The organism is Kribbella rubisoli (assembly GCF_004217145.1).
Classification (GTDB): domain Bacteria; phylum Actinomycetota; class Actinomycetes; order Propionibacteriales; family Kribbellaceae; genus Kribbella; species Kribbella rubisoli.
Genome location: NZ_SHKR01000016.1, coordinates 406,350 through 420,429 on the forward strand (window position 1 = coordinate 406,350; position 14,080 = coordinate 420,429).

The window sequence follows — 14,080 nt, forward strand, 5'->3', positions numbered from 1 at the left end:
ACACTTCCGCGCATGGGACTTCTCTCCGCCCCGGCCGCGGTGGACAAGCGTGAGTACTGGGGGTTCAGCCTCTACGACTGGGCGAACTCCGGCTATGTCACCACGGTCGGCACCGTCCTGTTCGCGCCGTACCTGACCTCTGTCGCCGAGCAGGCGGCCTGCGGGTACTCCGGGACGACGGACCACCCGTGCCGCACGAACCTCGACGTACTCGGCCTCGGCATCTCCCCCGGATCGCTGGCGTTCTACGTCGTGACCGTGGCGACGCTGGTGTCGGCGCTGTTCCTGCCGGTGGTCGGCGCGATCGCGGACCGGATGGCCCGCAAGAAGCTCCTGATGTGCGCGTTCGCTTGGGCCGGCGCGCTGGCGGCCTGCTGCATGGTGTTCGTCGGCGGCGGCCGCTGGGCGCTCGGTGCGCTGCTGCTCTTCATCGGAAATCTGTGCCTGGGCTCGTCGCTGGTCGTCTACGACTCGATCCTGATCGACATCGCACCACCGGATCAGCGCGACGCGGTCTCGTCCCGCGCGTGGGCCTTCGGGTACGCCGGCGGGTTCATCCTGCTGCTGGTCAACCTCGCCGTCGTCACGGCCCATGACGCACTCGGGATGAGTCAGGGCACCGCCGTACGACTCAGTCTGCTCAGCGCCGGGCTGTGGTGGGGGTTGTTCACGTTCTTCCCGTACCTGCGGCTACGGGATCGTCCACCGACCAGCGTCGTACAGGTCCGCAGCGGCAGCCTGGTGCGGCAGAGCTTCGGTCAGCTGGCCGCGACGCTCAAGCACCTGCGTACCTACAAGATGACGATGCTGTTCCTGATCGCGTACCTGTTCTTCAACGACGGCATCCAGACGGTCATCTCGGTCTCCTCGACGTACGGCGAGAAGCAGCTCGGGTTCGAGACGCAGGTGCTGATCGCGACGATCCTGCTGGTGCAGTTCGTGGCGTTCTTCGGCGCGATCGTGTTCGGGCGGGTGGCGGCTCGGTACGGCGCTCATCGCACGATCGCCGGCGGCCTGGTGATCTGGATCCTGATCGTGATCGCCGGGTTCTTGTTGCCGGCGCACCAGATCGTGCCGTTCCTCGCGATGGGCACGGCGATCGGGATCGTGCTGGGCGGGACGCAGGCGCTGTCGCGGTCCGCGTTCAGCCAGCTGATCCCGAAGGGGCGCGAGGCGGAGTACTTCTCGCTCTATCAGGCCGGCGAGCGCGGTACGTCGTGGTTGGGCACGCTGGTCTTCGGCCTGGTCCACCAGATCACCGGGTCGTATCGGCCGGCGATCGTGGCGCTCGGGTTGTTCTTCGTGGTCGGGCTGGCGCTGCTGGTCCGCGTCGACATGCGTCGCGGCATCACCGAGGCCGGCAACGCTCAGCCGAACATCGTCTAGACCACGGAGGCGACGAACGCTCGTACGTCGTCGGTTGTCGGGCGAACGCCGGTGCGGTCGGCGAACAGCAGGTGGGCGGACCCGATCAGCGTGAGGCCGAGCGAGTTCAGGTCGGCGTCGGCGCGGATGCGGCCTCGTTTCTGCTCTGCGGTCAGGTAGTCGAGGATGATCCGGCCGGCGTCGGTCAGGATCGGTACGCCGGTCGGCACGGCCTCGCGTAGCCGTGCCCGCAGGCCGTCGCGCGAGATCGTCAGACTCACGATCGCCACCGCAACCGAGCCGAACAGGTCGGTCAGCATCGTCGTCAGGTTGTCGACGACAGTCCCCTGCCCGACCGCGTTCCGCAGTACCTGCGCCTGGTCGTCGAGGCGGCGGATCCGGTCAAGGACGAGCTCGGCGAGGAAGCCGTCGAAGTCGGTGAAGTGCTTGTGCAGCACGCCCTTCGCACACCCAGCCTCGGTCGTCACCGCACGACTGGTCAGCGCCTCGGGGCCGTCCCGCAGCAACACCCGCTCGGCCGCGTCGAACAACAACTCCCGCGCATCCCGCATCGCCACACCCGTCGGCACAGAGCCTCCCTTGACATAAGTGGGCATCCGCCCACTACCGTGGGCACATGCCCACTCTACCGCCGCAGTCCCCTCCACCACCTTCGAATGAGCCGCACCGCCGGCGCGAGATGGCTGAGTCGTTCGGAGCTGACGCCGGGCTCTACGACCGGGCTCGCCCTCGCTACCCGTCCGCTTTGATCGAGGCGGTCGCCGCGTCCGCGCCCGGCCCGGCGGTCCTCGACGTGGGGTGCGGGACGGGGATCGCCGCGCGTCAGTTCCAGGCTGCCGGTTGCCAGGTGCTCGGCGTCGAGGTGGACGAGCGGATGGCCGCGTTCGCGCGTGGTACTGGCGTCGACGTCGAGGTGTCGTCCTTCGAGACCTGGGAGCCGGCTGGCCGGACCTTCGACGCGGTTGTTGCCGGTATGACCTGGCACTGGATCGACCCGAGCGTTGGTGCCGCTAAAGCATCCGAGGTGCTCAAGCCGGGCGGCCGGTTCGCTGTCTTCTGGTACGTGCTCCAGCCGCCGCCCGACCTCGGCGCCGCCTTCGCGGCGGTCCACCGCGAGGTCCTTCCCGACAGCCCGGTCAACTCCCAGGTCGCCGCCGCACCACTCAGGGCCTACGAGCACTTCCTCGACCGAGCCGCCGACAGCCTCACCGCGACTGGAGCGTTCACCCATCTCGAGCGGCCGACCTACCCCTGGAGCCGCCACTACACCCGCGACGAATGGCTCGACCAACTCCGCTCCAGCGGCCTGGCCAAACCGCTCGCGGAGGCCGGCAAACTCGACGAGATGCTCGACCGGACCGGCGCCGCCATCGACGCCGCCGGCGGCAGCTTCACCCTCGACTCCACCGCCGTAGCCCTCACCGCGACCCGAAACTAACGTGCGCCCGGCCGGGGTGCTGGCCGGGCGCACGGTCTGTGGCGGATCCTCAGCGCGAGGACGGGGTCGCGCTCGGGTTGCGGAAGCCGCCGCCGAAGCCGCCGAGCGAGCCTTGGCGGACCGAGTTCGCGGTGATGGTTCCATTGGCGGACTGACCGGTGACGACGACCTGCTCGCCGGACTTGAGGTCGGCAGCGGTCCCCTTGGAGGTGATCTCGTACGTCGTGTCGCCGTTGAGCTTCACCGTGACGTTGCCGGTCTGCGTCTTCACGACCAGCTCGGAGCTGTTCGCCGAGACGACCGTGCCGACCGTGCCGCCGCCACCGGGGAACTGCCGCTGGCCCTGGCCCGCCCCGTTCTGGCCGGTCCCTCCCCCGCCGTTCTGCCCGCGGAAGCCGCCGTACCCACCGGCGCCCCGCCCGGCCTGCGGCTGGTTCGACGAGCTGTCCGACGCGAACGCCGCATGCAGCCCGGCCCCACCGGCGAGCCCGACCGCGAGCACGACGACCCCGGCCAGGATCGCGGTCGCGAGCGGCAGGGCGAGAGTCTTCTTCGGCTTGAGCGCCGAGTCGACCTCCTCGTCGGACCCGATCTGGGCGAACTCGTCGGGCGTCTGGTTACTCATGGAAGTTCCTCATTCATGTCGTAGTGCGTCGATGGGACGGAGTCCGGCGGCTCGGTGCGCCGGCATGCTGCCGAAGAACAGGCCGACCGCCGCGGACACGCCGAGCGCGAGTCCGATCGACGACGGCACCAGCGCCGGCTGCACACCGGCCAACTGGAAGCGGGTGACGATCAGCGCGACCCCGACGCCGACCGCGCCGCCGATGAGGCTGAGCAGTGTCGCCTCGATCAGGAACTGTCCGAGGATCGTCCGCCGCCGGGCGCCGAGCGCCTTCCGGATCCCGATCTCACGGGTCCGCTCGGTGACCGTGACCAGCATGATGTTCGTGACGCCGATCCCGCCGACGACCAGGCTGATCGCGGCCACCGTCGCCAGCAGCGCGGTGAACGTCGCGGCGGTGTCCTGGCTCGTCTGCAGGATCTGCGCCGAGTTCGTGATCCGGAACGGCGAGGTCTGATTTGCCGGCACCTGGTGACGAGCGGTCAGCAACTGAGTGACCTCGGCCTGTGCGGTGTCGACCCGATCGGTGTCCTTCGCCTGGACGACGATCTGGCTGAGTGCGCCGTACCCCGCCTGGGTCGCGCGGAGTGTGCTGATCGGCACGATCGCGGTCGCGTTCGGGTCGTTGAACCCGGTGCTGTCCTTGCTGGCCAGCACCCCGCGGACGACGAAGTCCACGGCGCCGAGCTTGATCGTCTGGCCGACGGCGCTCGCCGGCCGGGTGAACAACTCGGTCGCGGTCGTCTGCCCGAGCAGGATGACCCGCTGCGAGGTGTCGACGTCCTCCTGGGTGAACGACGACCCGATCCCGACCGGCGTGTTCGTGGCCGGCATGTACGCCGGCGTCGTACCGATCACCTGGCTGACCGTGTAGCTGGTGTCGCCGTTGGTCGCCGTACTCCCGCTGCTCGTCATCACGGGGGCCACTGAGGAGACGTCAGGCGCGAGCCGAGTGTCAGCCAGCGCGGCCGCATCGTCGAGGGTCAGGCTGTACTGCTGCGACGCCGGTCCGGCCTGACCGCGCTGGAAGCCGCCACCGCCGCCTGTCGTGGAGACGGTCAGCAGGTTGGTGCCCATCGCCTCCAGCCGGGCCTGGACCGCCTTGCCGGAGCCGTTGCCGACAGCAACCAGGACGATGACCGCGCCGACCCCGATCGACACGCCGAGGACGGTCAAGAGGGATCTGAGTTTGTTCGCCGTGAGACCGCGGAGCGCGGCCCCCATCAGGTCGCGGGGTGACATCAGCGGGTCACCTCGTCGGAGACGATCCGGCCGTCGGCGACCTGCACCAACCGCCGGGCGCGAGCGGCGACGTCGTGCTCGTGAGTGATCACGATGATCGTCCGGCCGTCGTCGTGCAAGCCATCGAACATGCCCAGCACCTCATCGGTCGAGTGCGCATCGAGGTTTCCGGTCGGCTCGTCGGCGAGCAGGATCCGCGGACCCGTCGCGAGCGCCCGGGCGATCGCGACGCGCTGCTGCTGACCGCCGGACAGTTGGTTCGGCCGGTGCCCGGTGCGGTCCGCGAGACCGACCAGCTCCAGCGCGCGGTTGGCTCGCCGGCGGCGCTCGGCCCTGCGCAGGTGTGCGTAGGTCAGCGGCAACTCGACGTTCGCCAGCGCGGTGGTCCGCGGGATCAGGTTGAACGACTGGAAGATGAACCCGATCTTGCGGCCGCGGACGAGCGCCTGCTGGTCCTCGCTCAGCCGGGCGACGTTGCTGCCGTCCAGCCAGTACTCGCCGCGCGACGGTACGTCGAGGCAGCCGAGGATGTTCATCAGCGTGGACTTGCCGGATCCGGAAGAGCCCATCACCGCGACGTACTCCCCCGCGTCGACGCGCAGCGACACACCCTGAAGAGCGTGTACTGCGGTCTCGCCGTGGCCGTACGTCTTGGTGACGTCCCGGATGTCGATCAGGGCGTCAGCGGCCACGGAAGCCACCACCACCAGCACCGCCGGCACCGCCACCGCCGCCGAAGCCGGCCGGGAACTGTCCCGTTCCGGCGCCTTGCCCCTGCCTGCCGTTCTGGGTTGTGCTGCTGCCGATCGCGCCTTGCAGCAGCTCGATCTGGTCGCCCTCGTTCAGGCCGGACGTGATCTGCGTGAAGCTGTCACCGCGTACGCCGACCTGGACGTCCCGCGTCCCGCTGCCGTCAGCCATCGTCACGGTGTACGTCGTACCGCTGGTCGCGATCGCCGTACTTGGGACGTAGAGAGCGTTGGCGGCCTTCGCGGTCTGGACCGTGACGTTCGCGGTCTGCCCGATCCGGGCGTTCGCGGGGAGCTTGGCGAGGCTGAAGGTGGCCGAGTACGAGACGACGCCGTTGGTCGTGGTCGGGGTCGGCGAAACGGACGCCAGCGACGCGGTGAGCGTCGTACCCGGCTCGGCGTTCAGGGTCACGGTCGCGGACTGGCCGGCCTTGATCTTGATCGCGTCCGCCTCGGCGAACGCGGCGATGACCTGAAGGGCCTTGAGGTCAGCCATGTCGACGAAGCCGGTGCCGGATGTGGACGACGCAGCCGAGCTTGACCCTGTACCTGAGGTTGAGCCTTGTCCGCCGGTGCTACCGCTTCCCGACGTGCTGCCTGAACCCGAGCTCGACCCGCCGCTGGACGAGCCGACCGAGCCGTTGATGGCGGTGATGGTGCCGGCGATCGGCGCCTTCAGCGTGGTCGCGTCGACCGCGGCCTGGGCGCCCTCGACGTTCTGGTCGGCCTGTTCCTTGTCCGCCTTGGCCTTCGCCAGGCTCGCCTCGGCGTTGCTGACGGCAACTTGCGGACTCTGACCCTGACCCTGACCTTGAGACTGGGTCTGCTGCTGTTGTTGTTGACCGTTCGTCGCGGTCGGCGTCGGCGACGGGGAGGCTGAGGCCTCCTCGGCAGCTTCGAGCGCGTCCTCCGCGTCGCTCAGTGTCTCGTCGGCCGCGCTCACCGAGTTCTCGGCGGCGATCTGGTTCTGCTGGGCGATCACGAGCTGGCGGTTGGCGGCCGACGGGTCGATCTTCGCGATCGGGGCGCCCTTGGCCACCACCTGACCGACCTTCACCAGGACCTGCGTCACGGTGCCCGAGGTCTCGAACTGAGGGGATGCCGTCTGGGAGCTCTGCAGGGTGCCACTGGAGCTGACGCTCGCGGTCACCTCACCGCGCTGGACCGCCACCGTCGGCCGGGTCGCGCTGGCGGCCGGCGGATCCTTCTTGAAGAACAGGAAGTAGGCGGTGACGGCGATGACGAGCACGATGGCGACCAGCGCCACGTTCACGAAACTGAGGCCACGGATCTTGTGGCGGGGTAGCACCATGGATGCAGACGTTAAGGACAGATGCTGAGGAGGAGATCCTCGATTCCTGGCAACAGGCTGTGAACCGGATATCGATTTGGTGCGTCGTACGTCGGGCGGTTCGCGACACACCGTGATCCGTGAACACTCGGCGACAGCCGGTCACGACGCCAGGATCACGGGCCGTCAGGTGCGTACATATGGCTCGGACATGCCAAAATGGGAATGATCCGGGCCGGCCGACCGTTGGCACGGATGACGATCTCGGAGGTTTGACATGTCTAATCGCGTACTGCGTGGTTCGGGGCTGGGTGGGGTCAGCTTCGAGGATGACCGTGGTGTTGAGTTCGCTCCCCGCCAGATGATCACGTACGACTGCCCCCGCGGCCACGTGGTCGAGGTCACCATGGCGCACGACGCCGAGGTGCCCGCGGTCTGGGAGTGCCCCCACTGCGGCAGCGAGGCCGCCCGGTCCACCGGCGAGAAGCCGGAGCCGAAGCAGGAGAAGCCGGCCCGTACGCACTGGGACATGCTGCGCGAGCGCCGGAGCATCTCGGAACTCGAGGAGCTGCTGGCCGAGCGGGTCGAGTTGCTCCGCAAGGGCGAGATCGGCCCGGCGCACCTGCACCGGACCAAGCGCACGGCCTGACCCCATGTGAGAACCCTCACCGCAACGGCGCGGTGAGGGTTTCTTTCTGCCTCGATTTGCCTAAAGCCTTTAGGTAATTCCATAATGAGTTATGGCAAGAGCGGGGTTGACCGGCGAGCGGCTGGCACAGGCAGGCGCCGAGCTGGCCGACGAGGTCGGCTTCGACCAGGTCACCGTGTCCGCTCTCGCGCGGCAGTTCGGCGTACAGGTCGCCAGCCTCTACTCGCACGTCCGCAGCTCCGCCGACCTCAAGGCACGCATCGCCACGGTCGCCCTGACTGAGCTGGCCGACCGAGCCTCCACTGCCGTCGCCGGCCGGGCCAGTCGCGCCGCCCTATCGGCCCTGGCCGACGTCTATCGCGACTACGCCCGCAAACATCCTGGCCGCTACGCCGCGACCCGCTTCGTGCCTGATAGCCCGGCTCCTGAACATGTCGACAGTGGGCGGAGGCATTCGGAGCTCGTCCGGGCCGTCCTCCGCGGCTATGACCTCGACGAGCCGGCCCAGACAGACGCAGTACGCCTCCTGGGCAGCACCATCCACGGCTACATCCAGCTCGAGTCGGCCGGCACGTTCGCCTTCAGCGAGCCGAGCTCCGACGACAGCTGGCCACGCATCATCGACGCCCTCGACACCCTCCTTCGCAGCTGGAGCTGACCTTGATCACCACTCCGATAACCATCGACCTGCTCCGCGGGGCGCTCGAGCTCGAGCCCACCGGCCGCGGCGTCCTGCCCCACCGGCTGCCCGCCTGGGCGCGCACACAGTACGACGACGGCCAGATGACGATGGTCGAGTCCCAGCCCTCCGGGGTCCGCCTCGTCTTCTCGACCCGAGCGTCCGTCGTCGAGCTCGACACGCTCCCGACGAAGCGCGCTTACACCGGCGCTCCCCCGCGCCCGGACGGCGTGTACGACGTACTCGTCGACGGCCAGCTCTTCACCCAGCTGACCGCGGCCGGCGGCGACGTCATCACGATTGACCTGACGACCGGCGCCACCGAGACCCGCCAAGGCGAGCCGCAAACCCTGCACGTCGCGGGACTGTCCGCAGCGGCGAAGACCGTCGAGATCTGGCTGCCGCACGACGAGACCACCGAACTCGTTGCCCTGCGCACCGATGCCCCGATCGAACCGGTCCCGACCTCGCGCCGCGTCTGGCTGCACCACGGCAGCTCGATCAGCCACGGCTCGAACGCGACCCATCCGACCGGCACCTGGCCGGCCCTCGCCGCGGCCCAGGCCGGGGTGGAGCTGGTCAACCTGGGCTTCGGCGGCAGCGCGTTCCTCCAGCCGTTCATCGCCCGGACGATCCGCGACACGCCCGCCGACCTGATCAGCGTCAAGCTCGGCATCAACATCGTGAACACGGACGGCCTCCGCCTCCGCTCGTTCACCCCCGCCGTCCACGGCTTCCTCGACACGATCCGCGACGGCCACCCCGACACACCGCTCCTGGTCGTCTCCCCCATCCTCTGCCCGATCCACGAGGACACGCCCGGCCCGACCGGTTGGGATCTGTCCGCGCTGGCTGCCGGCGAGCTCCGCTTCGTTGCCACCGGCAACCCCGACGAGATCCCCGCCGGCAAGCTGACCCTGTCGATCATCCGCGCCGAGCTCGCCCGCATCACCGCCCAGCGCGCCGCCTCCGACCCCAACCTCCACTACCTCGACGGCCTCACTCTGTACGGCGAGGCCGACAACGCCGCCCACCCGCTGGCCGATGGTCTACATCCAGGCGCCGAGACCCACGAGTCGATGGCTGCGCGCTTCACCGAACAGGCCTTCAAGGGCGCCTTCAGCGCGTGAATCCGCTCATGCCGCCGTCGTACCCGCCCGGGCGATCGCCTGGACGGCGCGGACCCGGCCGTCGCTCAGGGCCTCGGTCAGGTGCGTCACGCGCTCGCGGAACGTCGGGACGAAAGCGTGCAGTCCGAGCGGGCTCGGTGGTTGAGACTGGATCATCCGCATCATGGCGCCGACCTGGTCGGTGAGATCCGCCCAGTGCGTGACCGTGAAGCCTGCAGCCTCGATCTCATTGCGGACGACGCTCGGCGGGACGAGGAAGCTGTGCTCGGGGCCGTCCGCCCAAGGCAGCGGATAGCCGAGCTCTCGGCCGTCGCCAGCCATGATGTCCCAGAGCGCGAGCCGCCCGCCGTCCCGCAGTACCCGCCTGGCCTCTTGGTAGAGACGGTTCTTCCGCGCCACGTTCATCTGCACATGCTGGCTGAACACAACGTCGACGGAGGCGTCGTCCAGCGGCAGCGAGGTCACGTCTCCCTGCTGTACGACGATCTTGTCGTCGAGGCCGACCAGCCGGTTGAGCCAGTGCGCGGTCTCGCAGTACTCGTCGGAGAGATCCACGGCGGTCACCGCGCAGCCGAAGCGGTCCGCCAGGTATCGCGCCGTACCGCCGATGCCCGAGCCGTCGTCGAGCACCTCGCTCTGCGGCGTCAACTCGAGCAGATCCACGAGTTGGACCGTGGCAAGCCGCCCGCCGGTGTGGTAGTCCTCGACCAGCGCCAGGTCTGCAGGCTTCAAGCCGTTCAAATCTTTGCCAGCAGCAACGAGAGCCTGCTCGATGCCGTCCCGCACCTTGCCGGTCACATACTGTGCCGGAACAGTTGAGTCGTTCATTCCAATGCCTCTCTGTCGCATGTCAGGGTGTCTCCTCGACGCCGTGCCGGCCGGCGAAGCGGGCTATCGCACGAGCGAGGAGCGCCGGCTGTTCGCTGGTGGTCAGATGGCCGCCGGGGAACGTGACGATCTCGGCCTCGGGCACCCGTTCGCGCGTGGCGTCGACCTGGCGGTGCTCGTACGGGTCTCCAACGCTCCCCCCGACGGCGATGGCAACAGAGCCCTTCAACTCGCGGGCAATCGCGGCGAGGTCCCAGCGACCGGCATTGCGACGGTGTTCCTTGACGAAGCCCGCGCCCTCGTGCAGGAACCTCGCACCGTCGCGCCGTACCAGCGCCGACCAGACCTCGGTCATTTCAGCCTCACTCGGCTCGTTGCCCAGGGAGTACAGCCGGGCCTGCTTGAAGCCCTGTGCGAGCACGATCGGTGACTTCTGCGAGCCTTTGGCCACAAATGCCCCGAGCGGCGACCTCAGCAGCGGCGTACCCCGCCACGGATGCGAGTGAGCGTCGGCGTACAGACCGCCGTTGATCATGAACACCGCAGTGATCACAGGCCCACCTGGCCGTTCCAGCTGCCGACGCAACAACTCGAGCAGCGCCAGCGAGGTGTAGTCGAACGTGACCACGACGGTACGACGTACGCCGTGGTGCCGCCACCATGCTCCGATCAGATCGGCACGCTCCACGGTCGAGTACGCATAGCCCCTCGGCTTGTCGGAGTCGCCTTGGCCGACCGGTTCGACGTACAGCCGTGGACCGAGCTCGGCCGGCAAGCGCCGATCGACCTGCGCCCAGCCGTACGAGCCCTCGGGGAATCCGGGCAGCATCGTCAGCCACACCGCGTCCGGGCTCGCGGGACCGGTCATCCGGCCGAAGACCCTGACCAGCCCGGTCCTCGCCTCCCCCTCTGCATGCGGCAGAAGGCGAGCCGACGCAGCGTCGTACCAACGGCGCTCACCACCGCCGAACCACTCCTCGGCCGTCACGAATGCCATCTGGTCCTTGTCCTGTTGCCGCTCTGGTTCTGCGACTGTGTTCCCGTCCATCGGACGCCTCCCTATCTATGTGGACACTGTCCACATTAGCTCTCTAGGTGGACAGTGTCCACATTGTTATGCTGAGGGCGTGACCATGGCCGACCCAGCACCGCAAGCTCCGCCCCGACGACGGCGCCCTCGAGGCGACGTGCGCGCCGGCCTGGTCGCGGCCGGGGTCGAGCTGGCTCGCGCCGGCGGTCCCGACGCCGTCGTACTGCGAGAGGCGACGCGCGCGGTCGGCGTCGTACCGAACGCTGCCTACCGGCATTTCGCCGACCGCGACGAACTGCTCGCCGAGGTGTGTGCCGCTGCCATGCTTGAGCTCGCTGACCGGATGACTGCTGAGACCGCCCGCGTTCGGGGGAAGCGCGGCAACCCGGCGGCCGCTCAGCGTCGCCTGGGCGCGATCGGGACGGCCTACATGCGTTTTGCGCACGAGGAGCCTGGTCTGTTCGCGGCGGCGTACGCCCTTCCTGAGCAGCATGCGTACGGCACCGCGGACGAGTCCGGCCGCACCCCGTTGAGCCTCCTGCGCGCCGCCCTGGACGAGCTGGTTGAAGCCGGGGTCCTGTCGCCTGAGCGCCGTGAGGGGATCGAGTATCCGGTCTGGGCCACGGTGCACGGCACGGCGACTCTCACGACCCACGGGCCGCTCCGCAGCCTGAGCGAGTCGCAGCTGCGTCAGATTGAGGCGCAGACCCTGGCCTTCATCGGCAACAGCCTCACGCAGTAGCCGGCTGGTTGACCGCTGTCTGGTCGGCTGCGGTCGTGAGGCCTGGCTGGAGGCGTCGTACGACTTCCAGGTGGTCGGCGGTCCAGAGCATGCGGATCGCGGTCGGCGTTGCCCGGCCATCCGCGTCGTACAGATCGCGGCGAACCGCCTCGAGTAGGCGGTGCTTCGTCTCGTGGTCGTATGCGAGCGGTTCGGGGATCCGGCCTTGTACCTCGAGGGCGGCGGCGAGGGTCGTGTACCAATCGAGCAGGCGGTCGGCCAACGCGAGCAGGGCCGACTGCGCGGCGGCTCGATCGTCGGACGGCGGCTGGCCGTCGGCGTACCGCCCCCACAACTCCAGTACGGCGTCGGCGGCCAGGCGGACCGCTACGACGCCGGTGACGAGCGCTGTCATCTCGCTGAGCGGGATCGGCTTCGGGCCGCGTTCGGCGAGGTAGGTGCGCCAGGCGTCGTCGAGTCGGCGTGCTGCTGCTGCGGCCCGGCGGCTGTCTTGTGGCGTGGTGGGACGGGAGCCTGGTACGCAGCAGGAGACGGCGTACCCGACGGCGCCGACGAGGTAGTTCACGCTGTCGACGTACGCCTCCGACAGTGCTTTGCCGACTGCCGCGGACGCGCCTCGTGGCCAGAACAACAGTCCGACGAGGACGCTGACCGCGCAGCCGAGTGCGATGTCCTCGATGCGGAACAGGATCAGCGACCAGCCTTCCGGCGCGGCGATGTTGAACAGGATCACCAGCGTGACGGTGAACGCCGCCTGGCCGGCCGCGAACGAGACCGCCGCCGGGACGATGCCGGCGAACAGGACCGCGATCGGTAGCAGGATCCACAACGCGATTCTGTTCTCGCCGATGAGAGCCAGGAGGCCAGCTCCTAGGACGGAGCCGACGACTGTGCCGCCGATTGCGCGGTAGGCGTTCTGGCCGGTGTTGAGCGCGTTCGAGCGCAGTACGGACAGCGCTCCGAGGATGACCCAGAAGCCGTGCGCGACGCCGGTGAAGTTGGCGACGCCGACGGCGATCGCGAGGCCGACGGCGCCGCGGATGCTGTTGTGCAGCCAGACCGAGTGCAGCTCGAGGTGTGCGGCGGCGCGTTCGGCGGCGCTGGCGAAGGGCGCTGTCAGCGACTTCGGCTCGCGGCCGAGCAGACGGTCCGTCCAGCCGCGCTGGTCCGCGACGCGAGCGGTCTCGACGTTCTGTCCGATCAGCAGTACGCCGAACGCGAGCTCCTGCGCCCGGAAGGACACGTTCAGGGCGCCGAAGAAGCTGGCCATCCCGGTGTTTTGTGCTGCCGGCAGGCGGGCGACCGCGCCCTTCTCGAGGGCGGTGACGGCATCGCGGAGCACCGCTGTCGCGGCGGTCAGTTTGTCCGGTGCGAGGGTTGGGTCTTCGAGTATCTCGGCGCTGAGCTCGAGGACGGTCGCCGCGGCGAAGTGGACTGCTGACGAGTCCGGGTCGTCGGCGGTACTGCGGGCGGCGGCCGGGCCGGGTTCGTTGAGGATCGTCGTCAGCCAGGTGAGCTCGTCGACGAGGCGGACGAGGGCTCGGGAGCCGGTCGAGAGGCCGGTGGGTCGGTAGGGCGTCGCGGTGAACGTACGACGGAGCTCGTGGATGAGGGTGTTGGTCTGTTCGGTCCGCATTGTGCAGACCTCGACGGTGTCGCTGGCTTCGGCTCGCAGCTGCATCGCGGCGGCTCGGCATACTCGCGCCGCCGGCAGGCCGAGCGGGTCGACTGCGGGCCGGGGCCAGAGAAGCAGCACGGCAAAGACGGCCGCCAGACCTGCGATCGCGACACCGGCGAGTCGGTCCGGCAGCATCGAGACCGGCGTCGGTGTTGCCACCGACAGAATGAACGCCAGCAGCAACGAAGTACTCGCGCCGGCCAGCACCGAGCTGACGACACCGGCGAACAGTACGGCGAAGGCCACGACGACCGTGCCGACGATCGCGGACCAGACGGACTGGCCGGCCACCGTACCGAGCGAGACCAGCACGAGCCACGCGATCGCGAGCTGAACCTGCGCCCGCAGGCGCTGAATGGTGCTCCCCGAGAAGTCGACGAGCAACAACATCGCAAACGCCCCGAACGCAGCAAACGTCGCGACGACGGGCTCCCGAAGTACCTCCGCACAAAACGCGAACAACGCAGGCATAACCAACGCCGTCCGCCCCGCCCGCCGAGTAGCAGCCAGCCCACTGTCCCGGCGCCGCAACCAGCCCACCACCCGCCCGACGCTCATCACCCCGCCAGTGTGCTCCACGCATCCGCCGAGGGTCACGCCGCGATCCACATCC

Annotated in this window: 14 protein-coding genes; 6 read left to right on the forward strand and 8 right to left on the reverse strand. The window is 68.9% G+C overall.

The window, feature by feature from the left end; translation table 11 throughout:
- The first annotated feature begins 12 nt into the window (after positions 1 to 12).
- Positions 13 to 1,386, forward strand: a complete 1,374-nt coding sequence (locus EV645_RS34620) for an MFS transporter (RefSeq protein WP_130448283.1) — start codon at positions 13 to 15, stop codon at positions 1,384 to 1,386.
- On the opposite strand, the gene EV645_RS34625 is transcribed toward EV645_RS34620, so the two are convergent.
- Positions 1,383 to 1,955 carry a TetR/AcrR family transcriptional regulator gene (locus tag EV645_RS34625; protein ID WP_130448284.1) on the reverse strand — a complete coding sequence of 191 codons (573 nt, stop codon included), beginning with the start codon at positions 1,953 to 1,955 and terminating at the stop codon, positions 1,383 to 1,385. The genes EV645_RS34620 and EV645_RS34625 overlap by 4 nt on opposite strands.
- A gap of 47 nt (positions 1,956 to 2,002) precedes the next feature.
- On the opposite strand from EV645_RS34625, the gene EV645_RS34630 reads away from it, so the two are divergent.
- Positions 2,003 to 2,824 carry a class I SAM-dependent methyltransferase gene (locus EV645_RS34630; protein WP_130448285.1) on the forward strand — a complete coding sequence of 274 codons (822 nt, stop codon included), beginning with the start codon at positions 2,003 to 2,005 and terminating at the stop codon, positions 2,822 to 2,824.
- A 49-nt stretch (positions 2,825 to 2,873) separates the two neighbouring features.
- Here EV645_RS34630 and EV645_RS34635 read toward each other — a convergent pair whose 3' ends face one another.
- Genes EV645_RS34635 through EV645_RS34650 form a run of 4 tightly spaced genes read right to left on the reverse strand, consistent with a single transcriptional unit; the run spans position 2,874 to position 6,752 of the window.
- Positions 2,874 to 3,449, reverse strand: coding sequence for a hypothetical protein (locus EV645_RS34635; RefSeq protein ID WP_130448286.1), 576 nt, complete (start codon positions 3,447 to 3,449; stop codon positions 2,874 to 2,876).
- A 9-nt stretch (positions 3,450 to 3,458) separates the two neighbouring features.
- Positions 3,459 to 4,691, reverse strand: a complete 1,233-nt coding sequence (locus tag EV645_RS34640) for an ABC transporter permease (RefSeq protein ID WP_130448287.1) — start codon at positions 4,689 to 4,691, stop codon at positions 3,459 to 3,461.
- Positions 4,691 to 5,383 (reverse strand): ABC transporter ATP-binding protein, encoded by a 693-nt coding sequence (locus EV645_RS34645; RefSeq protein WP_130448288.1) that lies wholly within the window; start codon positions 5,381 to 5,383, stop codon positions 4,691 to 4,693. The genes EV645_RS34640 and EV645_RS34645 overlap by 1 nt, the downstream gene beginning before the upstream one ends.
- Positions 5,373 to 6,752 (reverse strand): efflux RND transporter periplasmic adaptor subunit, encoded by a 1,380-nt coding sequence (locus EV645_RS34650; RefSeq protein WP_130448289.1) that lies wholly within the window; start codon positions 6,750 to 6,752, stop codon positions 5,373 to 5,375. The genes EV645_RS34645 and EV645_RS34650 overlap by 11 nt, the downstream gene beginning before the upstream one ends.
- A gap of 256 nt (positions 6,753 to 7,008) precedes the next feature.
- Between EV645_RS34650 and EV645_RS34655 the strand changes: the two genes are divergently transcribed.
- The 3 genes from EV645_RS34655 (at position 7,009) to EV645_RS34665 (ending at position 9,189) form a co-directional block, all read left to right on the forward strand.
- A complete protein-coding gene (locus EV645_RS34655; protein ID WP_130448290.1) occupies positions 7,009 to 7,380 on the forward strand; it encodes an RNA polymerase-binding protein RbpA in 372 nt (123 codons plus the stop codon).
- Between the two features lie 91 nt (positions 7,381 to 7,471).
- Positions 7,472 to 8,038 carry a TetR/AcrR family transcriptional regulator gene (locus EV645_RS34660; protein ID WP_130448291.1) on the forward strand — a complete coding sequence of 189 codons (567 nt, stop codon included), beginning with the start codon at positions 7,472 to 7,474 and terminating at the stop codon, positions 8,036 to 8,038.
- 2 nt (positions 8,039 to 8,040) lie between these two features.
- The gene (locus EV645_RS34665) at positions 8,041 to 9,189 is read left to right on the forward strand and encodes a GDSL-type esterase/lipase family protein (protein ID WP_130448292.1); all 1,149 of its coding nucleotides are present in this window, start codon (positions 8,041 to 8,043) and stop codon (positions 9,187 to 9,189) included.
- Positions 9,190 to 9,195: 6 nt separating this feature from the next.
- On the opposite strand, the gene EV645_RS34670 is transcribed toward EV645_RS34665, so the two are convergent.
- Both EV645_RS34670 and EV645_RS34675 read right to left on the reverse strand, forming a co-directional pair.
- On the reverse strand, positions 9,196 to 10,017 hold the full coding sequence (locus EV645_RS34670) for a class I SAM-dependent methyltransferase (RefSeq protein WP_130448293.1): 822 nt from the start codon (positions 10,015 to 10,017) through the stop codon (positions 9,196 to 9,198).
- Positions 10,018 to 10,039: 22 nt separating this feature from the next.
- Positions 10,040 to 11,065 carry an alpha/beta fold hydrolase gene (locus EV645_RS34675; protein ID WP_198682055.1) on the reverse strand — a complete coding sequence of 342 codons (1,026 nt, stop codon included), beginning with the start codon at positions 11,063 to 11,065 and terminating at the stop codon, positions 10,040 to 10,042.
- A 79-nt stretch (positions 11,066 to 11,144) separates the two neighbouring features.
- On the opposite strand from EV645_RS34675, the gene EV645_RS34680 reads away from it, so the two are divergent.
- On the forward strand, positions 11,145 to 11,789 hold the full coding sequence (locus EV645_RS34680; protein ID WP_198682056.1) for a TetR/AcrR family transcriptional regulator: 645 nt from the start codon (positions 11,145 to 11,147) through the stop codon (positions 11,787 to 11,789).
- Here the strand turns inward: EV645_RS34680 and EV645_RS34685 are convergent.
- Positions 11,779 to 14,025 (reverse strand): FUSC family protein, encoded by a 2,247-nt coding sequence (locus EV645_RS34685; protein ID WP_130448498.1) that lies wholly within the window; start codon positions 14,023 to 14,025, stop codon positions 11,779 to 11,781. The two genes, EV645_RS34680 and EV645_RS34685, sit on opposite strands and share 11 nt — an antisense overlap.
- Between the last annotated feature and the right edge of the window lie 55 nt (positions 14,026 to 14,080).